At 74.5% G+C, this 25,228-nt stretch carries 20 protein-coding genes; 11 read left to right on the top strand and 9 right to left on the bottom strand.

Annotation, left to right across the window (positions count from 1 at the left end):
• Positions 1–6 precede the first annotated feature (6 nt).
• The 4 genes from ASG41_RS11335 to ASG41_RS11320 are packed head-to-tail and all read left to right on the top strand — an operon-like array spanning position 7 to position 4,131.
• Positions 7–1,011, top strand: a complete 1,005-nt coding sequence (locus ASG41_RS11335) for an ABC transporter permease (RefSeq protein ID WP_056294059.1) — start codon at positions 7–9, stop codon at positions 1,009–1,011.
• Positions 1,008–1,961: an ABC transporter permease gene (locus ASG41_RS11330; protein WP_235564734.1), complete on the top strand. Its 954-nt coding sequence runs from the start codon at positions 1,008–1,010 to the stop codon at positions 1,959–1,961. The genes ASG41_RS11335 and ASG41_RS11330 overlap by 4 nt, the downstream gene beginning before the upstream one ends.
• 5 nt (positions 1,962–1,966) lie before the next feature.
• Positions 1,967–3,007: an ABC transporter ATP-binding protein gene (locus tag ASG41_RS11325; RefSeq protein WP_235564733.1), complete on the top strand. Its 1,041-nt coding sequence runs from the start codon at positions 1,967–1,969 to the stop codon at positions 3,005–3,007.
• Positions 3,004–4,131, top strand: coding sequence for an ABC transporter ATP-binding protein (locus ASG41_RS11320; protein ID WP_056294056.1), 1,128 nt, complete (start codon positions 3,004–3,006; stop codon positions 4,129–4,131). Before ASG41_RS11325 ends, ASG41_RS11320 begins: the two co-directional genes overlap by 4 nt.
• A gap of 26 nt (positions 4,132–4,157) precedes the next feature.
• Here ASG41_RS11320 and ASG41_RS11315 read toward each other — a convergent pair whose 3' ends face one another.
• Positions 4,158–4,751 carry a pyridoxamine 5'-phosphate oxidase family protein gene (locus ASG41_RS11315; protein ID WP_056294053.1) on the bottom strand — a complete coding sequence of 198 codons (594 nt, stop codon included), beginning with the start codon at positions 4,749–4,751 and terminating at the stop codon, positions 4,158–4,160.
• Positions 4,748–6,091: an FAD-binding oxidoreductase gene (locus tag ASG41_RS11310; RefSeq protein ID WP_056294050.1), complete on the bottom strand. Its 1,344-nt coding sequence runs from the start codon at positions 6,089–6,091 to the stop codon at positions 4,748–4,750. The genes ASG41_RS11315 and ASG41_RS11310 overlap by 4 nt, the downstream gene beginning before the upstream one ends.
• A gap of 95 nt (positions 6,092–6,186) precedes the next feature.
• Between ASG41_RS11310 and ASG41_RS11305 the strand changes: the two genes are divergently transcribed.
• The 3 genes from ASG41_RS11305 to ASG41_RS11295 all read left to right on the top strand — a co-directional run bounded on the left by ASG41_RS11305 (position 6,187) and on the right by ASG41_RS11295 (position 11,233).
• The gene (locus ASG41_RS11305; RefSeq protein WP_056294047.1) at positions 6,187–7,146 is read left to right on the top strand and encodes a PDR/VanB family oxidoreductase; all 960 of its coding nucleotides are present in this window, start codon (positions 6,187–6,189) and stop codon (positions 7,144–7,146) included.
• A gap of 75 nt (positions 7,147–7,221) precedes the next feature.
• Complete coding sequence (locus ASG41_RS11300; protein WP_056294045.1) at positions 7,222–9,165, top strand: TPM domain-containing protein; 1,944 nt, start codon at positions 7,222–7,224, stop codon at positions 9,163–9,165.
• Between the two features lie 52 nt (positions 9,166–9,217).
• A complete protein-coding gene (locus tag ASG41_RS11295) occupies positions 9,218–11,233 on the top strand; it encodes a TPM domain-containing protein (RefSeq protein WP_056294041.1) in 2,016 nt (671 codons plus the stop codon).
• Between the two features lie 104 nt (positions 11,234–11,337).
• On the opposite strand, the gene ASG41_RS11290 is transcribed toward ASG41_RS11295, so the two are convergent.
• The 7 genes from ASG41_RS11290 to ASG41_RS11260 all read right to left on the bottom strand — a co-directional run bounded on the left by ASG41_RS11290 (position 11,338) and on the right by ASG41_RS11260 (position 19,354).
• Complete coding sequence (locus tag ASG41_RS11290; protein WP_056294039.1) at positions 11,338–12,306, bottom strand: pirin family protein; 969 nt, start codon at positions 12,304–12,306, stop codon at positions 11,338–11,340.
• Between the two features lies 1 nt (position 12,307).
• On the bottom strand, positions 12,308–13,294 hold the full coding sequence (locus ASG41_RS11285; protein WP_056294036.1) for a pirin family protein: 987 nt from the start codon (positions 13,292–13,294) through the stop codon (positions 12,308–12,310).
• A gap of 154 nt (positions 13,295–13,448) precedes the next feature.
• Positions 13,449–14,843, bottom strand: coding sequence for a GH1 family beta-glucosidase (locus tag ASG41_RS11280; RefSeq protein WP_056294034.1), 1,395 nt, complete (start codon positions 14,841–14,843; stop codon positions 13,449–13,451).
• Between the two features lie 25 nt (positions 14,844–14,868).
• Positions 14,869–15,960 (bottom strand): ABC transporter ATP-binding protein, encoded by a 1,092-nt coding sequence (locus tag ASG41_RS11275; protein WP_056294031.1) that lies wholly within the window; start codon positions 15,958–15,960, stop codon positions 14,869–14,871.
• Positions 15,961–16,007: 47 nt separating this feature from the next.
• Positions 16,008–16,913 carry a carbohydrate ABC transporter permease gene (locus ASG41_RS11270; protein WP_056294028.1) on the bottom strand — a complete coding sequence of 302 codons (906 nt, stop codon included), beginning with the start codon at positions 16,911–16,913 and terminating at the stop codon, positions 16,008–16,010.
• Between the two features lie 9 nt (positions 16,914–16,922).
• Positions 16,923–17,864, bottom strand: coding sequence for a carbohydrate ABC transporter permease (locus ASG41_RS11265; protein ID WP_235564731.1), 942 nt, complete (start codon positions 17,862–17,864; stop codon positions 16,923–16,925).
• Between the two features lie 167 nt (positions 17,865–18,031).
• Positions 18,032–19,354 carry an ABC transporter substrate-binding protein gene (locus ASG41_RS11260; RefSeq protein WP_056294022.1) on the bottom strand — a complete coding sequence of 441 codons (1,323 nt, stop codon included), beginning with the start codon at positions 19,352–19,354 and terminating at the stop codon, positions 18,032–18,034.
• Positions 19,355–19,587: 233 nt separating this feature from the next.
• Between ASG41_RS11260 and ASG41_RS11255 the strand changes: the two genes are divergently transcribed.
• The 4 genes from ASG41_RS11255 to ASG41_RS11240 all read left to right on the top strand — a co-directional run bounded on the left by ASG41_RS11255 (position 19,588) and on the right by ASG41_RS11240 (position 25,224).
• Positions 19,588–20,616, top strand: a complete 1,029-nt coding sequence (locus tag ASG41_RS11255; RefSeq protein WP_056294019.1) for a LacI family DNA-binding transcriptional regulator — start codon at positions 19,588–19,590, stop codon at positions 20,614–20,616.
• 183 nt (positions 20,617–20,799) lie between these two features.
• Entirely contained in the window at positions 20,800–22,524 is a 1,725-nt protein-coding gene (locus ASG41_RS11250) for a VWA domain-containing protein (RefSeq protein ID WP_056294016.1), read from the top strand.
• A 109-nt stretch (positions 22,525–22,633) separates the two neighbouring features.
• Positions 22,634–24,274 carry a circularly permuted type 2 ATP-grasp protein gene (locus ASG41_RS11245; RefSeq protein WP_056294014.1) on the top strand — a complete coding sequence of 547 codons (1,641 nt, stop codon included), beginning with the start codon at positions 22,634–22,636 and terminating at the stop codon, positions 24,272–24,274.
• A complete protein-coding gene (locus ASG41_RS11240; RefSeq protein WP_056294009.1) occupies positions 24,274–25,224 on the top strand; it encodes an alpha-E domain-containing protein in 951 nt (316 codons plus the stop codon). Before ASG41_RS11245 ends, ASG41_RS11240 begins: the two co-directional genes overlap by 1 nt.
• Positions 25,225–25,228: the final 4 nt, after the last annotated feature.

The raw sequence follows: 25,228 nt of genomic DNA, 5'->3' as shown, positions 1-25,228 counted from the left end.
CCGCGCGTGCTGCGCTTCATCGTCCGCCGGCTCCTGCAGCTGGTCCCGATCCTGCTGGGGCTGTCGGTGCTGCTCTTCGCCTGGCTCCGGGCGCTGCCCGGGGGCCCGGCCCAGGCCGCCCTCGGCGAGCGCGCCACCCCCGAGCGGGTCGCCGCCTACAACGAGGCCTTCGGGCTCAACGAGAACATCGTCGTGCAGTACCTGAAGTTCCTGGGCCGGGCGGTCCAGCTGGACTTCGGCACCTCCGCGCGCACCGGGCAGTCGGTCACCTCCGAGTTCCTGCTCCGCTTCCCCGGCACCATCGAGCTGACCCTCTTCGCGATGGCCTTCGCCATCGGCCTCGGCGTCCCGCTGGGCTACCTGGCGGCCAAGCGGCACGGCGGGTTCGTCGACAACGCCTCGGTCATCGGCTCGCTGCTCGGGGTGACGATCCCGGTGTTCTTCCTGGCCTACCTGCTCCGCCTGCTGTTCGCCGTCGAGCTGGGCTGGCTGCCCGGGTCCGGCCGGCAGGACGTGCGCATCGACGCCACGCACATCACCAACTTCTACGTCCTGGACGGCCTGCTGACCCGCGAGTGGGACGCCGCCTGGGACGCCGTCACCCACCTGGTGCTGCCCGGCATCGCCCTGGGCACCATCCCGCTGGCCATCATCGTGCGCATCACCCGCGCCGCGGTCCTCGACGTGGTGAACGAGGACTACGTCCGGACCGCCAACGCCAAGGGGCTCAGCGTCACCACCGTGCGCAACCGGCACGTGGTCCGCAACGCGCTGCTGCCGGTGTCCACCACCATCGGCCTGCAGACCGGGCTGCTGCTGTCCGGGGCGGTCCTCACCGAGACCGTCTTCGCCTTCGGCGGGGTGGGGTCGGCGCTGCGACAGGCGATCAGCGACCGCGACTACGCCCTGCTGCAGGGCTTCATCCTCATCCTGGCGGTGGTCTACGTGCTGGTGAACCTGCTGGTCGACGTCTCCTACGGGCTGCTCGACCCCCGGGTGCGTGCCCGGTGAGCGCCCCCACCCTGACCCCGGGCGGACGCCGCCGGGAGAAGATCGACGAGCTGGCCGCCCGCGCCGGGACGCTGTCGGCCGGCACCGGCGGGGAGTCCCTGCTGCGCAGCGCCGTCCGGCGGCTGCGCCGGGACCCGGTGGCCATCACCGGCGCGGTCATCGTGCTGGTGTTCCTCGTCGTCGCCGTCCTCGCCCCGTGGCTGGCCCCGCGCGACCCGTTCGCGCAGACCCTGCTGTCCGAGGTCCGGCAGGGCTCCATCCCCGGTGCCCGCGAGGGCTTCCCGCTGGGCGTGGACCAGCTGGGCCGCGACGTCCTCAGCCGGCTGGTCTACGGCTCGCGCCAGTCGCTGGTCATCGGCGTCGTCTCCACCGTGCTCGGCGCCGCCGTCGGGATGCTGCTGGGCATCCTGGCCGGCGGGCTGGGCGGCAGGGTCGACACGGTCGTCATGCGCTTCGTGGACATCCTGCTGTCCATCCCCGGCCTGCTCATGGCGATCAGCGTGTCGGTGCTCCTGGGGGCCAACCAGCTGTCGCTGATGATCGCCATCGCGGTCACCCAGGTGCCGGTCTTCGCCCGCCTGCTGCGCGGGTCGATGCTGGTCCAGCGGGACAGCGACTACGCCCTGGCCGCCCGCGCGCTCGGGGTCAAGCGCCGCACGATCGTGCTGGGCCACGTGCTGCCCAACTCGCTGTCCCCGGTGATCGTGCAGGCCACGCTGTCGCTGGCCACGGCGATCATCGAGGCCGCCGCGCTGAGCTTCCTGGGCCTGGGCGACCCCGACATCAGCCGGCCCGAGTGGGGCGCCATGCTCGCCAGCGCCCAGGCCGTGCTGTCGGTCCGCCCGGAGCTGGCCGTCTACCCGGCGCTGTGCATCATCGTGGTCGCGCTCGGCTTCACCCTGCTCGGGGAGTCGCTGCGCGAGGCCCTCGACCCCAAGTTCCGCAGGTGAGCGCCGTGAACCCCCTGACCACCCCCGTCCTCGAGGTCGAGGACCTGCGGGTCCGCTTCCAGCGCCGCGGCGAGCCCGCGACCCTCGCCGTCGACGGTGTCAGCTTCTCCGTGGCGCCCGGGGAGACCGTCGGGCTGGTCGGGGAGTCCGGCTGCGGCAAGTCCGTCACCTCGCTGGCCACGATGGGCCTGCTGCCCTCCCGCGGCGTGCAGGTGGACGGCTCGGTCCGCCTGGACGGACGCGAGCTGCTCGGCGCCGGGGACCGGACGCTGCGCAAGCTGCGCGGCAAGGACATGGCGATGGTCTTCCAGGACCCGCTGTCCTCGCTGAACCCGACGGTCACCGTCGGCCTGCAGGTGACCGAGGTGCTCGCCCAGCACCGCGGCCTCAAGGGCGAGGCGGCCAAGGCCGAGGCCGTCGACCTGCTGGACCGGGTCGGCATCCCCGACCCCCGGCGCCGGCTGGGGGAGTACCCCCACCAGCTGTCCGGCGGCATGCGCCAGCGGGCGCTGATCGCCATGGCCCTGGCCTGCTCGCCGCGCTTGCTGATCGCCGACGAGCCGACCACCGCCCTCGACGTCACCATCCAGGCCCAGATCCTCGAGCTGCTCCGCGACCTCGTGCAGGGCTCGGGGACGGCGCTGGTGATGATCACCCACGACCTGGGCGTCGTCGCTGGCCTGTGCGACCGGGTGCACGTGATGTACGCCGGCCGGATCATCGAGACCGCCGAGCGGCGCGACCTCTTCGCCCGCCCCCGGCACCCCTACACCGGCGGGCTGCTGAACTCCGTGCCCCGCCTGGACAGCGGCCGCGGGACCCCGCTGACCCCCATCCGCGGGTCCGCCCGGGACACCATCCCGTGGGCCCAGGGCTGCGCGTTCGCCCCGCGCTGCGACTCCGCCGAGGACGACTGCCTGGTGGAGGTGTCCGGCTCCGAGGTCGACCTGGTCACCGAGCCGGGCGGCCGGGAGCTGCGCTGCCGGCACCCGCTGACCCCCGCCGTCCCGACCACTTCCCCGCTGACCCCTGGAGCGACCTCGTGACCGACGCCGGACCGCTGCTGCGCGTCGAGGGGCTGCAGGTGCACTTCCCGATCAAGCGCGGGGTCTTCGTGGACCGCACCGTCGGGCACGTCAAGGCCGTCGACGGCGTCGACCTCACCATCGACCGGGGGACGACGTACGGGCTGGTCGGCGAGTCCGGGTGCGGGAAGTCGACGCTCGGGCGGGCGATCCTGCGCCTGGAGGAGCCCACCGCCGGGCAGGTCTGGTTCGACGGCGTGGACGTCGCCTCGCTCAAGCCCGAGCCGCTGCGGCACATGCGCCGGCGGATGCAGATGGTCTTCCAGGACCCGCTGGGCTCCCTGGACCCGCGCCAGGACGTCGAGTCGCTGCTGGCCGAGCCGCTGAAGGCGCACGGCCTGGGCGGGGACAAGGCCGCGATCAGCACGCGGCTGCGCGAGCTGCTGGACGCCGTCGGGCTGCCCACGGCCGCGCTGCGCCGCTACCCGCACGAGTTCTCCGGCGGCCAGCGCCAGCGCATCGGCATCGCGCGGGCCATCACCGTCGAGCCCGACCTGCTCATCGCCGACGAGCCGGTGTCGGCCCTGGACGTCTCGGTGCAGGCCCAGGTGCTCAACCTGCTGGAGGAGCTCCAGGAGCGTCTCGGCCTGACCTACCTGGTCATCGCGCACGACCTGGCCGTCGTCCGGCACATCAGCGACGTCGTCGGGGTCATGTACCTGGGCTCGCTGGTCGAGCAGGCGCCGGCGGACTCCCTCTACGAGCAGCCGCTGCACCCCTACACCCGCTCGCTGATGAGCGCCGTCCCGGTGCCCGACCCGGTGGTCGAGGACGCCCGGGAGCGGATCCTGCTCTCCGGTGACCTGCCCTCGCCGGCCGACCCGCCCTCGGGCTGCCGGTTCCACACCCGCTGCCCCTGGCGGCAGGAGACCCGCTGCGACGACGAGGTGCCGGTGCTGCGCGAGCTCGCGCCGGGCCACCTGGTCAGCTGCCACTGGGCCGAGGACGTGCGGGACGGGCGGCTGCTGCCCAAGGGCCCGGACGAGGTGGCCGCCACGCAGGGCGTGTCGGTCGCCGCGACCGGCGGCCGGGCCGCGGACGACGCGCTCGTCGGCGGGGTCGACGAGCCGATCAGCTACCTCTGAGGGGCGCCCCCTCGCCGGCGTGGGGGTCAGCCGGCGAGGGGGCGGACGCGCCAGCCCTCGGCCGTGCGGCGGTACTGCAGCCGACGGCTGGCGGTGTCGGCGTCGCTGACCCAGAAGGTCAGCTCCCGGGGCACCAGGCGCCAGCCAGTCCAGCCCTCGGGCGCACCCGCCGCGGGCTCGCCGGCCGCCCAGCGGGCCACCCGCTCGGCCCGGGGGAGGGCGGCCAGGGCGTCGTCGTTGAGCCAGGCGAGCCGGCGCAGGTAGGGGGAGCGGGCCGTGTACGCCGCGGCCAGCTCGCCCGGTGAGCAGCGGACGACGTCCCCACGGACGACGAGCTGGCGGCTGAACGCGGGTGCGAAGACCACCGTCATCGCCGCCCGCGGGACCGCGGCCAGCTCGTGGGCCTTGGCGCTGGACGCCGACGTGTGGAAGGCGAACCCGGTCCGGTCGACCGCCGACAGCAGCACGGTGCGGGCGTTCGGCCACCCGTCCAGGCCCTGCGTGGACAGCGTGACCTGCGGCCGGTCGGGGTCGTCGTCGGCGGGCAGCCAGGAGACGGCGAGCGCGACCGGGTCGGCGGGCGGTGCGGTGTCGGCGTGGACCTCGGCCCCGAGCGTCACCGGATGATCGCGCCCTTGGTGGGGCCGGCGTAGTCGGGGTTGAGCTTGCCCGGGTTGAGCAGGCCGTCGGGGTCGGTGCGCCGGGCCACCTCGACGGTGCGGGCCAGCTGGAAGTCCACGTTCCACTGGTGCGGGTCGTGCACGCCCACGCCCAGCTCGCCCAGCGCCGCGATCCCGGCGTACACCTGCTCGGGGCTCTGGTAGACCCCGGCGAGCATCCCGATCGGCGTGGTGTGCCCGGCCTCGATGTGCAGCAGACCGCCCTCGAAGACGGCCTCGACCTCCCCCAGCCGGTCGACCAGGGCGTCGCCGCCCACCTCGAGGTGGAAGTACACGCCGGGTGCGGACTTCTGCAGCCACTCGATGGGGTGGTTGTAGCTCAGCATCGAGATCGTCAGCGCGGTCTGGGCGCCCTCCCGGACGTCCTCGACCCGGCCGCCGGCGGCCTCCACGATCGCGGTGACCTCCTCGACGGTGGCCAGGTCGGCGATCACCCGCAGGCTCGCGCGGCCGGGCACGAACGCCTGGTCCTCCGGCAGTGCGGCGGTGATCACCGGACCGTCGGCGGAGGCCAGCCGGGGGAGCGGGTCCAGCCTGCCCAGCGGCCGGACGACGGAGAACGCCGACGCGGCGTCGGGGAAGCTGGCGTAGACCCCGCGCCACTCCTGCAGCGGCTCGAGCCGGACGGTGGCCCGGGCGATGACGCCGGCGGTGCCGTAGTTGTGCACGTACAGGTCGGCCTCGGCGTCCTCGACGTGGACCAGCTCCGCGGACCCGGTGGCGTGCACGACGTCGAGGGCCTGCACGAACCCCATGTGGTTGGCCCCGTGCGCGATGCTGCCCGTGCCGCCGGACCCGCCGGCCAGGAAGCCCCCGATCGAGGACTGCGCGGTCGAGGGGTACATCCACAGCTGCTGGCCGGTGGCGTGCGCGGCACGCTCCAGGGCGACCATCGGGGCGCCGGCCTCGGCGGTGACCCAGCCCTCGCCGACCTCGACGACCGCGCGGGCGCGGGACACGTCGAGGACCAGGCCACCGGGCATCGGGATGGCCTGGCCGTAGTTGCCGGTGCCCTTGCCGCGCGGGGTCACCCCCACCCCGTGCCGGACGGCGGCCGCCACGGCCAGCCCGATCTCCTCGGCGGTGGTCGGGAAGGCGACCAGGTCCGCGACGCCCAGCGGCAGCTGCTCGGCGATGATCGGGGACATCCGGCTGCCGTCCACCGAGGCCCGTTCCCGGACCCGCAGCTCGCTGCTGACGTTCTTCTCCCCGAGCAGCTCGACGAGCTCGGACTCCAGGGCGGCGACAGCGGTGGGGGCAGCGGCAGGCGGGGCGCTCATGCCGGCGATCGTCGCTGCCCCGCGTTGCGCCCGTGTGACGACCGGGGCACGGCGTCGTCACCCCGTCGGAACACGCGCGCGGCACCCTGCCGGGCGTGAGCTTCTTCAGCGACGTGGAGCGCGACCTCGTCGTCGCCGGGCGGACCGTGCTGGCCGACGGGGTGCTGGCCGTGGACCTCGTCTCGCACAACGGACGGGACCTGCCGGCCTGGACGCCGGGGTCGCACCTGGACCTGCTGCTGGGCCCCGGCCTGGAACGGCAGTACTCGCTGTGCGGCGACCTGACCGACCGCACCCGCTGGCGGGTCGCCGTGCTGCGCGAGGACGCCGGCCGGGGCGGGTCGGTCGCCGTCCACGAGCGGGTCGAGGTCGGGCAGCGGCTGCGGGTGCGCGGACCGCGCAACCACTTCCCGTTCGACCCGGCCGCCGGTGCCCGGCACCACCTGGTCGCCGGGGGCATCGGGATCACCCCGCTGCGGTCGATGGCGGCCGCCGCCGAGGAGGCCGGCGCGGACTGGACCCTGGACTACGCCGGTCGCTCCCGGTCGACGATGGCCTTCGCCGACGAGCTCGCCGCCGCCCACCCGGGACGGGTGCGGGTGCTGGCCGCCGACGAGGGAGGCCGCCTGGACGTCGGCTCGCTGGCCGCACTGCCGGCGGGGGCCCAGGTGCACGTCTGCGGCCCGGCCCGGCTCATCGACGCCGTCGTCGAGGCCGGCGCCGCGCTCGGGCTGACGGTGCACGCCGAGCGCTTCGAGGCCGTGGAGTTCGGCGCCCCCGTGTGGGACGGGCCCTTCGAGGTGGAACTGGCGCTGTCCGGCACGACCGTCACCGTCGAGCCGGGGCAGACCGTGCTCGAGGCGGTGGAGGCCGAGGACGTGCTGGTGCTGAGCTCCTGCCGGGAGGGCACCTGCGGCACCTGCGAGACCCCGGTCCTGGAGGGCGACGTCGAGCACCGGGACTCGATCCTCAGCGACGGCGAGCGGGCCTCGAACACGGTGATGATGGTCTGCGTCTCCCGCGCCGCCGGACCCCGGCTGGTGCTCGACCTCTGAGCCGGGGCCGTGCAGCGCGGACCCAGGGCGTGGGGGTCCCGCCCCTCGGCCCCCGGGTGGGACACCATGTGCGGCATGTCGCGCCCGTCCGCCCTGCTCACCCGCACGCTCGCCGTGCTCGGCCTGGTCGCCGCCCCGCTGCTGCTGGCGGCTCCGGCGTCCGCGGAGGAGCCCTCCCGGCTGGCCGGCCAGCTCACCGACGACGCCGGCGTCCTGGACGACGAGGGCCGCCAGCAGGTGGAGGAGGCGCTGCAGCGGCTGCAGGACGAGGACGGCACGCAGCTCTTCGTCACCTTCGTGGCCACCTTCGACGGACTGAGCGGCCCGGACTGGGCCGCCGAGACCGCGGAGCTGTCCGGGCTGGGCACCAGCGACGTGCTCTTCGCCGTCGCGGTCGAGGACCGGTCCTACGGCGTCGACGTGCCCGAGGGGTTCCGGCTGGACGCCGGCCAGGTCGACGACCTGGTGCTCAGCGACGTCGAGCCCCCGCTCGGCGACGACGACTGGGCCGGTGCGGCCACCGCCTTCGCCGACGGGCTCGTCCCCGGGTCCGTGCCGTGGGGCCTGCTCGGCGCGGGCGCCGGGGTGCTGGCCGTGGGTGGAGGCGGGTACGCGCTGGTCAAGCGCCGCCGGGATGCCGCAGCCGAGGCCGAGCGGGTGCGCGCGGCCGGCCCGTTCCCGGACGAGAGCACCGAGCAGCTCACCGCCCGCGCCAGCGAGGGGCTGCTGGCCGTCGACGAGGCGCTGCGCACCTCCCAGCTGGACCTGGACTACGCCAAGCTGCAGTACGGCGAGGCCGGCGTCGCCCCGTTCGCGGGCACCGTCGCGACCGCCCGCCAGGAGATGCAGCAGGCCTTCACGATCCGCCAGCAGCTCGATGACGAGGTCCCCGAGGACGACCCGACCCAGCGCCGGATGCTCGCCGACCTGCTCGGCCTGGTGAAGTCCGCCGACGACCGGCTCGACGCCCAGGCCGCCGAGTTCGCCCAGCTGCGCGACCTGGAGGCGAACGCCCCCCAGGTCCTCGACGGCCTCGCGCCCCGGGTCACCGCGCTCACCGGTCGGCTGCCCGCCGAGGAGCAGAAGGTCGAGCAGCTGCGCCGGCGGTGGGCGCCCAGCGCCGTCGCCCCGGTCGACCAGGCGGTCCCGCAGGCGCGTGAGCAGCTGGCCTCCGCCGAGCACGCGGTCACCGCGGCCCGGGCCGAGCTCGCCGCCGGGCGCACCGGCGGGGCCGTGCCGTACCTGCGCACCGCCGAGGCCGCGCTGTCCGGGACCCAGGCCACCCTGGACTCGGTCGGTGCCCGGGCCCAGGAGTTGGAGACCGCAGCCACGACCGTGCCCGCCGCCCGCGCCGAGGTGCAGGCCGGCATCACCGCAGCCCGGTCCGTCGACCCCACCGACGCCGCCGCGGTCGCCGGCCCGGTCGCGCAGGCCCAGGAGGCGCTGACCGTCGCCGACCAGCTGGCCGGCGGCACGGCACCCGACCCGATCGCCGCGCTGTCCCGGCTGGACGCCGCCGACGACGCACTGGACACCGCCCTCGCCGGGGCCCAGCAGGCGGCCACCGCCCGCCGGGACGCCGCTGCCCGCGCCGAGCGTGCGGTGACCACCGCCCGCAGCGCGGTGAACGCCGCCGCCCTCGCCGTGTCCTCGGGGCGGGACGTCGCCAGCACCGTGCCGCGCACCCGGCTCAGCGAGGCCGAGCGGCACCTGGCCGCGGCCGAGGCCGCCCTGCTGGCCGACCCGGCCACCGCACTGCGCGAGGCCACCGAGGCCAACTCGCTGGCCGACACCGTGCAGAGCTCCATCAGCGACGCCCGCCGGGACCGGGAACGGCAGTCCTCCTCCTACTCCGGGGGGTTCTTCGGTGGCAGCGGGGGTGGCTGGTCCAGCGGTGGGTCGTTCGGCTCCTCGGGCCGGTCCGGCCGCTCGTCGTCGTCCGGGCGGTCCTCGTCGTCGGGCCGACGGAGTTCCGGTGGCAGCTCCGGCGGCCGGCGCAGCAGCGGTGGCCGCTTCTGAGCGGTCCCTCCGAGGCGCCGCGGCACACAGCGGAGTGGGGGACCATGGGGTCATGCGACCCCTCTCCCGACTCCTCGCCGGGACCGCCGTCGGCCTGACCGTCCTGCTCGCCGGTGCCGGTGCGGCGTCCGCGGAGGAGCCGTTCGCGCCCGTCGACCGCGTCACCGACAACTCCGACGTGCTGTCCAGCGCCGAGGAGCAGCAGGTGCAGGACGCGATCGACGTGCTGCAGCAGGAAGACGGGACGTCGCTCTTCGTCGTGTACGTCGACTCCTTCGAGGACCTCAGCCCGGCCGAGTGGACACAGCAGAGCTACACCGACGGCGGGCTCGGCGGCAGTGACGTGCTGCTGGCCGTGGCCACCGACACCAACCGGGTCGGCGCGGGCACCGCCGAGACCGGGACGGATCTGCAGACCATCGTCGCCGAGGACGTCGAGCCGCTCCTGGCCCAGGGCGAGTACGCCACCGCGGCGACCACGTTGGCCGAGCAGCTGCAGCCCGGGGACGGGGGCAGCATCGCGCTGGGCGCGCTGGCGGGCATCGCCGTCGTCGGCGGCGGCGGGTACGCGCTGCTGCGCAACCGACGGAAGAAGAAGGCCGCCGCCGCCTCGGCCCAGGTCCGCCGGGAGAAGGAGGAGGCCGAGGCCGCCGCCCGCGACCCGCACCACGGCACCCCCACCCAGCAGCTGACGTTCCGGGCCAGCGAGGAGCTGCTCGGCCTGGACGAGGCGGTCAAGACCTCCGAGCTGGACCTGGCCTACGCCCGGTCGCAGTACGGCGACGGCCCGGTGGCCGGCTTCGGCGAGGCACTCGCGGAGTCCAAGGCCGAGCTCTCCCGGGCGTTCACCATCCGCCAGGAGCTCGACGACGACATCCCGGAGGACGAGCCCACCCAGCGGCGGATGCTCACCGAGCTGCTGGAGCTCACCGCGTCCGCCCGGGGCCGGCTGCAGGGCCAGCGCGAGGCCTACGCCGAGCTGCGGCACCTGGCCGACTCCGCGCCCGAGGCACTGGAGGCACTGACCCCGGTGGCGCAGCGGCTGCGCGACCGGCTGCCCGACGGCGACCGGACCCTGGTCTGGCTGTCGGAGCGGTACGCGCGGTCGGCCTGGGCCCCGGTCGCGGACAACGTGGACGAGGCGCGGGCCCGGATCGACCGGGCCGAGCAGCTGGTGGTCGCCGGCCGGGCCGAGATCGAGGCCGGTCGACCCAACGGTGCGGTGCCCGCCGTCCGGGCGGGCGAGGACTCCCTCTCCGAGGCCGGCACGCTGCTGGACGCCGTGGACCGCACGGTCGCCGACCTGCGGGACGCCCCTGGCCACTTCGAGGCCGTGCGGGCCGAGACCGAGCGCGACATCGCCGAGGCGCACGCCATGCTCAGTCGGGGCGTGGACACCCCGGGGCTGCGCGAGCAGCTGGCCCGCGCCGAGGCGGCGCTGGCCGGGACGGTCGGCCAGTTGCAGCCGGCCGACGGCTCGCTGCCCGACCCACTGGCGGTGACCCGTCGCCTCGACGAGGCCGACCTCGCCCTGGAGGCGGCGCTGGAGCCCGCGCGCGACCTGCGTCAGCAGCAGGAGCGGGCCACCGCCCACCTGCAGCAGGCCATCCGGGCGGCGGATTCCTCGGTCGCCTCGGCCGGGGACTTCATCACCACCCGCCGCGGTGCGGTGGGCAGCTCGGCGCGCACCCGGCTCGCCGAGGCGGAGCGGTACCTCGACGAGGCGTCGCGCACCGGGTCGACCGACCCCATCGCGGCGCTGCGCGCGGCCCAGCGCGCCGACGCACTGGCCCAGCAGGCCATGCAGGCCGCCCAGCAGGACGTGGCGCAGTACCAGGACGGCGGCTACGGCGGCGGGTACGGCCAGGGCTACGGCCGCGGCGGGTACGGCCGGGGCTACGGGGGCAGCGGCTTCGGCGGCGGGCTGGCCGGTGGTCTCCTCGGCGGGCTGCTCATCGGCGGTCTCGGCGGAGGCAACGGAGGCGGTTTCGGGGACGGCGGCGGTGGAGGGGACTTCGGCGGCGGGGACTTCGGGGGCGGCGGCGACTTCGGCGGCGGCGGCTTCTAGCCACCCCAGATCGCCCCAGCCCCCGGCATGGGAAGCTCTACACCCCCTCGCGCGCCCGATGCGAGGTGTAGAGCTTCCTTTGCCGGAGCAGGAGCGGCCGCGGGTCAGCGCTCGCGGCCGCGGGCCTTGAGCGGTACCGGGGGCATCGGCGGGGCGCCGGTGCGCTCGCCGTCCTCGAAGCCGTCGACGTGGCCGAACCGCTCGCCGGACTCCCACTGCTCGCGGAACCCGGCGACCTCGTCGCCGCTGCGGCCGACGAAGTTCCACCACATGACGATCTGCTCCTCGAAGGGCTCCCCGCCCAGCAGCAGCAGCCGGCTGGGCTGCTCGGCCCGGACCCGCACGGTGCTGCGGCCGGTGCCCAGGTAGAGCATCGAGCCGTGCGCCACCGGGGCGCCCTCGACGACGGAGTCACCGGAGGACGCCAGCACGGCGTGCTCGAAGCCGGGCTCCAGCGGCAGCTCGACGTCCGCCCCGGCCGCCAGGGCCAGGTCCACGCCGACCAGCGGGGAGTACGCGGTGCCCGGCGAGGTGGCCCCGCCCAGCGAGCCCATCAGCACGGTCGCCGTCACCCCGTCGGAGACGAAGCCGGGCAACGTGGCGTGGTGCTCGAAGGCGGGGGCGACGTCCCGGACGCCGTCGGGCAGCGCGACCCACAGCTGAGCCCCGTGCAGGAGTCCCGGGTGGGCGACGGGGGACTGCTCGCTGTGGCTGATCGCCCGCCCGGCGGTCATCAGCGCCAGCTCGCCGGCACCGAAGAGCACGTCGCTGCCCAGGGAGTCCCTGTGGTGCACGGTGCCCTCGATCAACCAGGACACCGTCTGCAGCCCGGTGTGCGGGTGCGGCAGGACCTGCATGCCGTCGGTGCCGGCGACGTCGTCGGGACCGTAGTGGTCGACGAACGCCCAGGCGCCGACCATCCGGCGGCCCAGCGTCGGCAGCAGCCGGCGGACCTGCATGCGCTCGCCGAGGGTGACGGTCTTGCCGGGGAGCAGGTCCAGGGCCGGGCGGGGTGCGACGCCCCCGAGCCCGCCCAGCACGTGGGTGTCCGGACGGGGCTCGAGGTCGCTCACGTCAGTCAGCTTGCCCACGCACGCCCGTGTGCGCGACGTGTTGTGCCGGGATGGAGCCGAGCCGGCCGCCCTGCCAGTCGGTGAAGGCGTCCCGGACCTCCTCGCGGGTGTTCATCACGAACGGCCCGTACATGGCGATGGGCTCGCGGATCGGGCGGCCGCCCAGGACGACGACGTCCAGCGACGGCGTGCGGCTGTCCTGGTTCAGGGCGCCCTTGACGGTGACGGTGTCCCCGGGCCCGAAGACGGCGAGCTGGCCGCCGGTGACCGGCTGGTCGCCGGCGCCCACGGTGCCGTTGCCCGACAGCACGTAGACCAGGGCGTTGAAGTCCGGCTCCCACGGCAGGTCCAGGGTGGCGCCGGGGGCGATGGTGGCGTGCACCATGGCCATCGGGGTGTAGGTCGTCCCCGGGCCGGCGTGGCCGCCGACGTCCCCGGCGATGACGCGGAGGAACGCCCCGGCGTCCGGGCTGGCCAGCAGCACCGACTGGTCGGCGCGCAGGTCCTGGTAGCGGGGCTCGACCCACTTCTGCGCCTTGGGCAAGTTCACCCACAGCTGCAGGCCGTGGAAGAGGCCGCCGGAGAGCACCAGGGACTCCGGGGGCCTCTCGATGTGCAGGACGCCGCCGCCGGCGGTCATCCACTGGGTGTCACCGTTGGTGATCGACCCGCCGCCGCCGTGGCTGTCGGCGTGCTCGAAGGTGCCGTCGATGATGTAGGTGACGGTCTCGAAGCCGCGGTGCGGGTGCCAGGAGGTGCCCTTGGGCTCACCCGGGGCGTACTCGACCTCGCCCATCTGGTCCATGTGGATGAAGGGGTCCAGGTCGCGCAGGTCGACGCCGGCGAAGGCGCGGCGGACCGGGAAGCCCTCGCCCTCGAAGCCGCGCGGGGCGGTGGTGACCGAGCGGACGCGGCGCCGCACGGTGCCGGGCGCGGGCACCGGGACCCGGGCCAGCGTGGTGGTGTCCTCGACGGTGACGGCGGGCATCCCGACCTCCAGGTTGCTAGTTGAGTGCTCAACTGCTTGCGAGGACCCTAACCCGCGCCCACCCGGATGTCTTCCCCCGCCCGCGGTGGCATGGGATCCCCCGCACATGGCACGAGCGGCCTTCTGTATGCGGGGGATCCCATGCCGGGGCGGGTCAGCCGGCGGCGTGGCGGCGGATCACCTCCGCGTAGGCCAGCGCGCTGTCCTTCGGCGTCCGGACCTGGGTGTCGTAGTCGACGTGCACGATGCCGAAGCGCTGGTCGTAGCCGCGGGCCCACTCGTAGTTGTCCAGCAGCGACCAGGCGAAGTAGCCACGGACGTCGGCCCCGAGTTCGATGGCGTCGGTGACCGCGGCCAGGTGGTCCATCAGGTACCGGACCCGCTGCGGGTCGTGCACGGCGCCGTCGGGGGAGACCTCGTCCGGCCAGGCCGAGCCGTTCTCGGTGATCACCAGCGGCAGGCCCGGTGCGGTGTCCCGCAGTCGCAGCAGCAGGTCGGTGAAGGCGTGCGGGGTGACGCCCCAGCCCATCGTCGTGGTCGGCCCGGTCGGCGGGACCTCCTCGACCCGCTCGCCACCGATGAAGGAGCTCGCCTTGCCGGTGGGCTCCTCGGTCGCCCGGACGACGGACCCGAAGTAGAAGTTGACGCCCAGCCAGTCCAGCGGGGTGGCGATCAGCTCCAGGTCGCCGTCCTCGATCGGCAGCGGGGCGCCGGCGGCAGCCAGGTCCTCGGCGACGTCGGCCGGGTACTCGCCGGTGACGACCGGGACCAGGAACATCCGGTTCTGCTGACCATCGAGGCGGCGGGCGGCGTCGACGTCGGCGGGGGAGTCGCTGGCCGGCGTCATCGGGGTGAAGTTCAGGGTCAGCCCGCAGGAGTCCGCCCCGCGCTCGCGCAGCACCCGGGTGGCCAGGCCGTGGCCCAGCAACAGGTGGTGGGTGGCCCGCGAGGCCTCGACGGCGTCCCGGTGCCCGGGTGCGTGCTGGCCGGCCATGTGCCCCAGCAGCGCGCTGCACATCGGCTCGTTGAGCGTGGACCAGTGCGACACCCGGTCCCCGAGCCCGTCGTAGAGGACCCCGGCGTAGTCGGCGAAGCGCTCGGCGGTGTCCCGGGAGGTCCAGCCGCCCTGGTCCTGCAGGGCCTGCGGCAGGTCCCAGTGGTACAGCGTCAGCCACGGGTCGACGCCGGCCTCCAGCAGCTCGTCGACCAGCCGGCGGTAGAAGTCCAGGCCGCGCTGCTCGACCCGGCCGGCACCCTCGGGCAGCACCCGGGACCAGGAGACGGAGAACCGGTAGGCCGCCAGGCCCAGGTCGGCCATCAGCGCGACGTCCTCGCGGTAGCGGGCGTGGTGCTCGACGGCGACGTCCCCGGTGTGGCCGAGGTGGGTCTTGCCGGGGGTGTGGCTGAAGGTGTCCCAGATCGAGGGGCCCCGGCCGTCGACGTCGACGGCCCCCTCGATCTGGTAGGCGGCGGTGGCGGCGCCGAAGACGAAGCCGGGCGGGAAGACCAGCCCGGTGGCGGTGGTCTCGCGGGTGTCGGTGGTGGTCACGCGGGTCTCCAGGTGGGGTGGCGCGTCAGTCGACGCGGGTGCCGGTGGTGGGGTCGAAGACGTGCACGGCGTCGGGCCGGGTCAGCACCCGGACGGTCGAGCCGACGGCCGGGGCCTCCCGGCTCGCGGTGCGCAGGACGACGTCGTCGACGTGCAGCGGGCTGTCGTCGGAGCCGGCGAGCCGGCCGTGCACGTAGGCGTCGGAGCCCAGCTGCTCGACGAGGGTGACGACGACGGGCAGGCCCTCGTCGCCCAGCACGAGGGACTCCGGCCGGAAGCCCACGGTGACCTGGCCGTTGCCGGCGGCGGCCCGGTCCAGCTGGGTGCGGGGCACCGGCAGGACGGCGTCGCCGACCCGGACCCCGCCCTCGACGGCGTCCCCGGTGACCAGGTTCATCGCGGGGGAGCCGATGAAGCCGGCGACGAAGACGTTGACCGGCCGGTCGTAGAGGTCCCCGGGCGGGGCGCACTGCTGCAGCACGCCGTCCTTGAGGACGGCGACCCGGTCGCCCATCGTCATGGCCTCGACCTGGTCGTGGGTGACGTAGACGGTCGTGGTGCCCAGCCGCTTCTGCAGCGCGGCGATCTGGGTGCGGGTCTGCACGCGGAGCTTGGCGTCCAGGTTGGACAACGGCTCGTCCATCAGGAAGACCTGCGGGGACCGGACGATGGCCCGGCCCATCGCGACGCGCTGCCGCTGGCCGCCCGAGAGCGCCTTGGGCCGGCGCTCGAGGTGGTCGGTGAGGTCCAGGATGCCGGCGGCCTCGCGGACCCGGGTGCCGATCTCGGCCTTGCCGACGCCGGCCAGCTTCAGGGCGAAGCCCATGTTCTCGGCGACGGTCATGTGCGGGTAGAGCGCGTAGTTCTGGAAGACCATCGCGATGTCGCGGTCCTTGGGCGGGGAGTCGGTGACGTCCCGGTCGCCGATGAGGACGGAGCCGGAGTCGACCTCCTCCAGGCCGGCGAGCATGCGCAGCGAGGTGGACTTCCCGCACCCGGAGGGGCCGACCAGGACCAGGAACTCGCCGTCGGCGATGTCCAGGTCCAGGGCGTCCACGGCGGGGCGGCCGGTGGCGGTGTACCGGCGGGTGGCGGCGGCGAAGGAGACGGTGGCCACGGGTCAGCTCTCTGTGGGGGAGGGGGTGGGGGTGGTTCGGACCGGTGTCATCCCTTGACCGCGCCCTGCATGATCCCGCCGACGATCTGCTTGCCGAGGACGGCGAAGACGATGAGGACGGGCAGGGTGCCGAGGATGGTGCCGGCCATGATCACGGCCCGCTGGGGCACGTAGCCCGAGCCCAGGCCGGCCAGGGCGACCTGCACGGTGGGGTTGGCCTGGGTGAGGGCGATGATCGGCCAGAAGAACTCGTTCCAGGCGGTCAGGAAGGTGAGCATCGCCAGCACGGCCATCGCCGGGCGGGCCACCGGGACGACGATCGACCAGAAGATCCGGTGGGTGGAGGCGCCGTCGACGCGGCCTGCCTCCAGCAGCTCGTCGGGCAGCGCCGAGGTCAGGAACTGGCGCATGAAGAAGACGCCGAACGCGCTGACCAGTGTGGGCAGGACGACCGCCTGCAGCTGGTTCACCCACTGCAGGTCCGCGATCATCATGAACAGCGGGATCACCGCGAGCTGGGTGGGCACCATCATCGTGCCGATCACCAGCGACAGCAGCAGTCCCTTGCCGCGGAAGCGCAGCTTGGCGAAGGCGAACCCGGCCAGCGTGCAGAAGAGCACCGTGCCGATCGTGATGCTGCCGGCGACGAGCACCGAGTTCAGGATCGCCTTGCCGATCGGTGCCTGCTCCAGGGCCAGCCCGAAGTTGGTGAACAGGTCGGCGTCGGGCAGGAACGGCGGCGGGGTCGCCGCGATCTCGGCGTTGGTGTGCGAGCCGGCGACGAGGGTCCAGTAGAGCGGGAAGACCGAGACCAGCGCGGTCAGGGTCAGCAGCACGTAGGTCACCGGGCCGGCCTTGCCGGACGTGGTGCCCCGGCCGCCGCGGCGGTCGGTGGGCCGGTCGACCGGCTGGACCGAGGTGGTCTCGGTCCCGGGGAGTGCGAGGGTCGCCATGCCGGTCTCCTACCGGTCGGCCCGGGCGCGGAGGCGGCCGACGACGGCGTTGGCCCCCACGACCAGGAGGATGATCAGGAACATGGCCCAGGCGGTCGTCGCGGCCTGGCCGATGTGGAAGTTGGTCCAGCCCTGCTGGTACATCAGCAGGCCGAGGGTCTGGTACTGGCCCGAGGACCCGCCCGACGTCGTCCCGTTGCCGGCGAAGAGCAGCGGCTCACCGAACAGCTGGACCGCACCGATGGTCGACACGACGATCGTGAAGAGGATCGTGGGCCGCAGCGACGGGATCGTGACGTGCAGGAACTGCTTCCACCGGCTGGCGCCGTCGATCTCGGCGGCCTCGTAGAGCTCGCCGGGGATGGACTGCATCGCGGCCAGGTAGATCAGCGCGTTGTAGCCGGTCCAGCGCCAGGTCACGATCACCGCGATGGCGATCTGGCTGGTCCAGGTGCCGGCCTCCCAGTCGACCCGGTCCAGGCCGACGGCCTCCAGCGCGGTGTTGATCAGGCCGTAGTCGCGGCCGAAGAGCTGGGCGAAGACCAGCGTGGCCGCAGCGATCGACGTCGCGTAGGGCATCAGCATCACGGTGCGGAAGAAGGTCCGGCCGCGGAGCTTGTAGTTGAGCAGGTGGGCCAGGCCCAGGGCCATGCACAGCTGGGGGACCGTGCCCAGGATGCCGATGGTCAGGGTGTTGCGGGCGGCGTTCCAGAAGAACTCGCTCTGCAGCAGGTTGCGGTAGTTCTCCAGCCCCACGAAGGTGCCGCCGTCGATGTCGGACAGGCTCGTGCGGTGCAGGGACACCCACGCGGTGTAGAGGAACGGGTAGAGGCTGAAGGCCGCGAAGACCAGGAAGAACGGGGCCACGTAGGCGTAGCCCCAGCGGTTGCGCGTGAGCGTGGTCCGGCGGCGGGCCGGCGGTGCGTCGGGGGTGGGCGGGTCGACGGGCACGGGCGCGGTGGTCGGCGCCGCGCTCGGACTCTGGCTCGCGATGGTCATGCGTGGCCTCGAGGTGGTCGGGAGCGGGTGGGGCGGGGTCCTGGGTGGGGTGTGCAGGTGCCCGGGAGCGGGTCGTCCGCTCCCGGGCACCGCGTCACGGTCCGGCGGGTGCCGGCGGGTCAGCCGCCGACGGCCTGCTCGGCGGCCTCGAGGGCGTTCTGGAAGGCCTCGTCCGGACTCGTCCCGTTGGTCGCCACGTCCGTCAGCGCGGTCGTGAAGGCCTCCTGGATCTGGGTGTCGTACGGCCCGATCGGGGTGCGCTGGATGTTGGCCGCGGACTGGCTGAAGATCTCCCCGGTCGGTGCGTCGCTGAAGTACGGGTCGGTGAACCCGACGACCGCGGGGTCCTCGGCGGCCTGCGGGCTGGACGGGAAGTGCGCCGCCTCGGTGAACACCCGGACCTGCTGCTCGGGTGCGGTCAGCCACTCGACGAGCTCGGTGGCCGCCTCGACGTTCTCCCCGTTCGAGGGGACGCCCAGCCAGGCGCCGCCCCAGTTGCTGGCGCTCTGCTCGGCGCCGGGCAGCGGGGCGATGTCCCACAGGCCCGCGCCCTCGTCACCCATCTGCGAGGTGATGTAGCCCAGCATCCAGGCGGGGCAGGCGATGGTGGCGAACGCGCCGTTGGAGAACGCGGCGTTCCACTCGTCGCCGAACTGGGAGAGGTTGGCCGTCAGGCCCTCCTCGGCCGCCTGGCTGGCGAAGCCCCAGGCGGAGTCGACGCCGTCGCTGTCGCCCGGGATCGGGTTGCCCTCCTCGTCGTTGTAGGCCAGGTCGCCCTGGTACACCGAGGAGGAGAAGATGCTGGCCGGGCTGTCGACGAACGCGCTGCCCGCGGGGGTGCCGGGGGCGGCCTGGTACTGCCGGGCGACGTCGAGGTAGTCGTCCCACGTGGACCAGAGCTGGCCGACCTGCTCGCGGTCGGTGGGCAGCCCCGCCTGGGCGAAGAGGTCGGTGCGGTAGCACATGGCCTGCGGACCGGAGTCCGTCCCGAGGCCCAGCACGCGACCGTCGTCGGTGGAGGCCTGGCCCCACTTCCAGTCGTAGAAGTTGCCCTCCAGCTCGTCGGCGTTGTCCAGCGAGGCGAAGTCGACGAAGGAGTCGGCGTGGTTGCGGGCGACGTCGGCGATGAAGCCGATCTCCAGGCCCTGGATGTCGTCCAGGCCGGAGCCGGCGGCCAGCCGGGTCTGCAGCGACTGGTAGTACGCCGCGGACTGGGCGATGTTGTTCTGCTCGATCGTGACGTTGGGGTGCAACTCCATGTACTCCTCGTAGAGGCCGGAGTTGTCCAGGTCCATCGTGCCGAACGTGCCCACGGTCAGGGTGACCGGAGCATCGGGGTCGTAGGGCTCGTCGCTGGCGTCGGAACCGCCGCACCCGGCGGTCAGCAGGGCGACGGCGAGGACCGCCCCGGTGAGCGCCTGAGCCCTTCGGGAGTGGGACATCGAACCTCCTGTGGAAGCCGCCGGGGCGGGGCATCGGTGCCCGCCGGCGGAAGCCGTGAGAACGCTCTCACGGGCTGGCACAGAGAGTGGTAGCCGTCACAGGGAACTGTCAAGGGTCTGTTCCGGAAATGTGAGAGCGCTTCCACGAAGCCCTTCCCAACGGGCCCCTGGTGCCGCACGATGGGTCTGCGGCCGACGGCGCCGTGACCAGGTCGGACGCCGGGAGGAGCACCGTGAGCAGCTCGAGCACCCGCACCGCCGTCCCCACGCTGGACGAGGTGGCGGTCCTGGCCGGCGTGTCGCGGGCGACCGTCTCGCGGGTGGTCAACGAGTCCCCGAGGGTCAGCCCCGAGGCCCGGGAGGCCGTGCACGCGGCGATCGCCGAGCTGCGGTACGTGCCCAACCGGATGGCCCGCAGCCTGGTCACCCGGCGCACCGACACCATCGCGCTGGTGCTCTCCGAGCCCAACAGCCAGGTCTTCTCCGACCCGTTCTTCGCCAGCATCGTGCACGGGGTCTCCGCCGCCCTGGCCGACACCGACCTGACCCTGGTGCTGCTCACCGCCCGGGACGCCCGCGAGCAGCAGAAGATCGGCCGCTACGCCCGGCAGGGCCACGTCGACGGCGTCGTCCTCATGTCGCTGCACAGCGAGGACCTGCTGCCCGACATCCTCAGCGACGCCGGCGTCCCGCTGGTGCTGTGCGGACGCCCCTACGACGGCCGGGCGGTGGCCTACGTCGACGCCGACAACGCCGGTGGCGCGGCCGTGGCCACCCGCTTCCTGCTCGAGCAGGGGCGACGGCGGATCGCCACGGTCACCGGCCCGATGGACATGATCGCCGGGGTCGACCGGCACGCCGGCTGGGCGCGCGCCCTCGCCGACGCCGGCCGGGCCGTCGATCCCGCGCTGGTCGCGCACGGGGACTTCACCGAGGCCGGTGGGGAGGCCGCGATGGCCCGGCTGCTGACCCAGTGCTCGGACCTCGACGCCGTCTTCCTGGCCTCGGACCCGATGGCCGTCGGGGCGCTGCGGGCACTGCGGGCGGCCGGACGACGGGTGCCCGAAGACGTCGCCGTCGTCGGGTTCGACGACGCCGCGGTGGCGCTGACCTGCGACCCGCCGCTGACCACCGTCGCCCAGCCACTGGACCGGATGACCCGCCAGCTCACCGAGCTGCTGATGGCCCAGATCGAGGGCACCGCAGGGCCCACGGAGTCCCGGGTGTGCGAGACCGAGCTCGTCCGGCGCGGCACGGCCTGACCTCGCCCGTGCGGGCCGGTGGCGTGCCCGCGGGGTGACCGCTCGTGGCGACACACCACGAGTCGGTGGGGTTCCGGTCCCGGACGTCGCCGTCGCCCCGCGTGTCGTGGTGCGCTCGGCGCCGAGACGCCGACCACGGTGCGGCAGGGGCCGGTGGCCCCGGACCCCAGGAGACCACTGCACATGGGCCGCCATGCCCCCCGCCCCGACGCCCCCCGCCCCGAGACACCACGCCCCGGCGCCGCCCGCCCGGACGCCGGCCCACCGGCCACGGGCGGGCACCGTGCCGCGGCCCGGCACGGCCGCCGGACCACCCGCCCCGGGCCGGCCGCCGTCGGCATCGCCGCGGCCACCGTGCTCGCGCTGGCGGCCGCGGCCTGGGTCGTGACCCGCCCCCGGGACGACGCGGCCGCCGCCCCGGCCGCCTCCTCCTGCCGGGTCGACGACACCGTCCGGGTCTCGGTGGTGCCCGAGGCCGGGGCGCTGGTGCGGCGCGTGCTGTCGGGGCCGATTCCGCTGGAGGGCGGGGGCTGCACGGTCGCCGAGGTCCGCACCCAGGAGCCGCTGCAGACGCTGGCCGCGCTGTCCGGTGGCGACGTCGCCGCGCAGCCGCAGGTGTGGGTGCCCGACGACGCGTCCTGGGGTGCCCGCGCGGGCGCTGCCGTCGCCTCCGACGCCGGGGTGCTGGGTCAGACCTCGCTGGTGCTGGCCACCAGCCGGGCGGTCGCCGACGCACGCGGGTGGACGGCCACCCCACCGACCTGGGCGCAGGCCCTGGACGGTCCCGGCGTCGCACTGGCCGACCCGCTGGCCGGCGCGGCGGGCCTGGTGGCGCTGGCGGCCGTGCAGACCGCGCTGGGCCCCGGGGACGCCGCCGACACCGCCGTCGCCCGCCTGGTGCTGGGTGCCGGGGGCGGGGCGTCCCCGGGCGCCGCGCTGGCCGACGCCGTCGCCGGCAGCACCACCGCGCCGGTCGCCGTCGTCACCGAGCGGGAGGTCGCCGCGGCCACCGCCGACGGCGCCGGCGACCTGGTGGTGGTCGTCCCCGCCGAGGGGGCGCCCGTCCTGGAGCTGCCCGTGCTGCGCACCGTCGCCGGCACCGACGACGCCGCGGCCGTCGACGCGGTCCTCGGCCGGCTGACCGACGCCGCACGCGAGGGCCGGGCCGTCCGCGCCGAGGGCTGGCGGGACGCCGACGGCCGCGGGCCCGACGACGACGCCGGCCCGCCCGCCGTGCTGCAGCTGGACGCAGCCACCCTGGACGCGCTGCCGGACCGGGTGGCCTCGCTGGTGACCCCGAGCCGGCTGCTGACCGTCGTCGACGTCTCCACCTCGATGGACGCCCCGGCCGGGGGCGGCACCCGCGCCACCCTCGCGCGCGACGCGCTGACCTCGGCGCTCTCGGTGCTGCCCGACCGCACCACCGGCGGGCTGTGGGTCTTCGCCGCCCGCCTGGAGGGGGACCGGGACTGGGCGGAGGTCCTGCCGATGCGGCCCTTCGGCACCGTGGTCGACGGCCGGGACCAGCGGGACCTGCTGGCCGAGGAGTTCGCCTCCCTCCCCGACCGGCTGTCCGCCGGCGGCACCGGGCTGTACGACACCGTGCTGGCCGCGGTCCGGTCCGCCCGGGAGGGGTTCGACCCGGCGACGGTGAACACCGTCGTCCTGCTCACCGACGGCACCGACGACGACCCGACCGGCCCGTCGGAGGCCGAGCTGCTCGCGACGCTGGCCGCCGAGGCCGACCCGGCGCGGCCGGTCCAGGTCGTCGCGGTCGGCCTGGGTCCCGACGCGGACCTGTCGGTGCTCGAGCGCATCGTCGGGGTGACCGGCGGGGCCGCGTACTCGGCCCAGGAGGCCGACGACCTGCGCGACGTCCTCGTCGAGGCGGTCCGCAGCCGGCCCTGAGCCCGGGGGGCCGCCCGTGGACCGGCCGTGGACCGGCCCAGGTCACGGCCCGGTCGCGGTCGGCGCGCGCCGAAACGCGCCGTTCACCGGCGCTGACTAGGTTCCCCCCATGGCGGACCTCTTCGACGGCTACCCCCTCGGGGAGCAGTGGGACGAGATGTTCGGCGCACCGGCCCAACCCAGGCCGCCCTACGCCGGGCTCTTCAGCTCCCTGCAACCCATGTCCGGGGAGGAACTGGCCGCGCGCGCCGACGTGCTGAGCCAGACCTACCGCGACGCCGGGGTCACCTTCGCGCACGCGGGGGAGGAGCAGCCCTTCCCGCTCGACATCGTGCCGCGGGTCATCGGCTCCGACGAGTGGGCGCACATCGAGCGCGGCGTCGCCCAGCGGGTGCACGCCCTCGAGGCCTTCCTGGCCGACGTCTACGGCGCCGGGCAGGTGTTCGCCGACCGCATCGTGCCGCGCAGCGTGATCACCACCAGCGCGCACTTCCACCGGGCCGCGCACGGGCTGGTCCCGCCCAACGGCGTCCGGGTGCACGTGAGCGGCATCGACCTGGTCCGCGACGAGGCCGGGGACTTCCGGGTGCTGGAGGACAACCTCCGCAGCCCCTCCGGGGTCAGCTACGTCATCACCAACCGGGCCGCGATGAGCCAGGTGCTGCCCGAGCTGTTCGGCGACCACCGGATCCAGCCCGTCGCGGACTACCCGACCAAGCTGCTCGCGGCGCTCAAGGCGTCGGCGCCCTCGACGGTCGGGGACCCGACGGTCGTCGTCCTCACCCCGGGCGTCTACAACTCCGCCTACTTCGAGCACGCCCTGCTCGCCCGCCAGATGGGCGTCGAGCTGGTCGAGGGCCGCGACCTGGTCTGCTCCGGCGGCCAGGTCAGCATGCGGACGACGGACGGCCAGCAGCGCGTGGACGTCATCTACCGGCGCATCGACGACGAGTTCCTGGACCCGGTGCACTTCCGGTCGGACTCGGTGATCGGCTGCGCGGGCGTCCTCAACGCCGCCCGGGCCGGCCGGGTGACCATCGCCAACGCCGTGGGCAACGGCGTCGCCGACGACAAGCTCATCTACACCTGGGTCCCCGACCTGATCCGGTACTACCTGAACGAGGAGCCGGTGCTGGCCAACGCCGACACCTACCGCCTGGACGACGCCGACGCCACCGAGTGGGTGCTGTCGAGCCTGGACCAGCTGGTGCTCAAGCCGGTCGACGGCTCCGGCGGCAAGGGCATCGTCATCGGCCCGCGCGCGGACGAGAAGACCCTCGCCGAGCTGGCCGTGAAGGTGCGCGCCTCCCCGCGGGACTGGATCGCGCAGAAGCCGATCGGGCTGTCGACGTCCCCGACGCTGATCAACGGCAAGATCGCGCCCCGGCACGTGGACCTGCGGCCCTTCGCGGTCAACGACGGCACCGACGTGTGGGTCCTGCCCGGCGGGCTGACCCGGGTCGCGCTGCCGGAGGGCGAGCTGGTGGTCAACTCCAGCCAGGGCGGTGGCTCCAAGGACACCTGGGTGATCTCCGGACCGCGCCCGGCCACCGAGGCGCCCCCGGCCGACCGCACCCAGATCGAGTTCACCACCGCGGACCTGCCGGCCGAACCGCCGGCCCAGGACCCGGGCCCGGCCAACGACAACGCGATCGCCCAGGGCCAGCAGCAGCAGCAGGGCCGGGAGCCGGAGGCCCTCTTCCCCCTCGACACCCGCGAGCTCGCGCCGAGCCTCCGGAAGGGGCCGTAATGCTCAGTCGCATCGCCGAGTCGCTGTTCTGGATCGGCCGCTACGTGGAGCGCGCCGACGACACCGCCCGCATCCTCGACGTGCACACCCAGCGGCTGGTCGAGGACCCGTGGATCGACGAGCAGCGGGCCTGCCACAACCTGCTGGCGCTGATGGGCGTGCCCTGCCCGCTGGAGGAGGCCGACACCGAGCGGGTGCTGAGCACGCTGGCCTTCGACCGGGTGGCGCCCAGCTCCATCGTCGGCGCGCTGTCCGCGGCCCGGGAGAACGCCCGCGGTGCCCGGGAGGTGCTGTCGGCGGAGATCTGGGAGTCGCTCAACGTCACGCACAACGCGCTGCCCCAGCAGCGCACCATGGCCCGCCGGTACGGCCCGCACTCGCTCTACCGGTTCGTCCGGGAGCGCTCGGCGATGGTCTTCGGCCTGGCCGACGCCACGATGAGCCGGGACGAGAGCTGGCTGTTCCTCATCCTGGGCCGCTCGCTGGAGCGGGTCGACATGACCAGCCGGATGCTGTCCACCCGGGTCCTGGCCGGGGACGCCGCGCCGTCCTGGACGCTGGTGCTGCGCTCGACCGGGGCCTACGAGCCCTACCTGCGCACCTACCGGGGCGCGGTGAACTCCAGCCGGGCGGCGGAGTTCCTGCTGCTGGACCGGCTCTTCCCGCGCTCGGTCTTCGCCGCCCTGGAGCAGGCCGAGGGCTGCCTGGCCGAGCTGGAGCGCTCCAACGTCCGTGACGGACACCGGATCGGTGTCTCCGGGGAGGCACACCGCATCGTCGGGCGGGCCCGCACGATGCTGGAGTTCATGGGCACCGACGAGATCCTGGCCAAGCTGCCCACTCGTCTCGACGAGCTGCAGCGCACCTGCTCGGCCGCCAGTGAGGCCGTCACCAGCAGGTTCTTCACCGAGCAGGCGCCCCAGGTGTGGGTGCCGGAAGGCGTGGGGTGACCCC

Source organism: Modestobacter sp. Leaf380, from assembly GCF_001424485.1.
GTDB lineage: Bacteria > Actinomycetota > Actinomycetes > Mycobacteriales > Geodermatophilaceae > Klenkia.
This window is presented reverse-complemented; position numbering and strand designations above follow the sequence as displayed.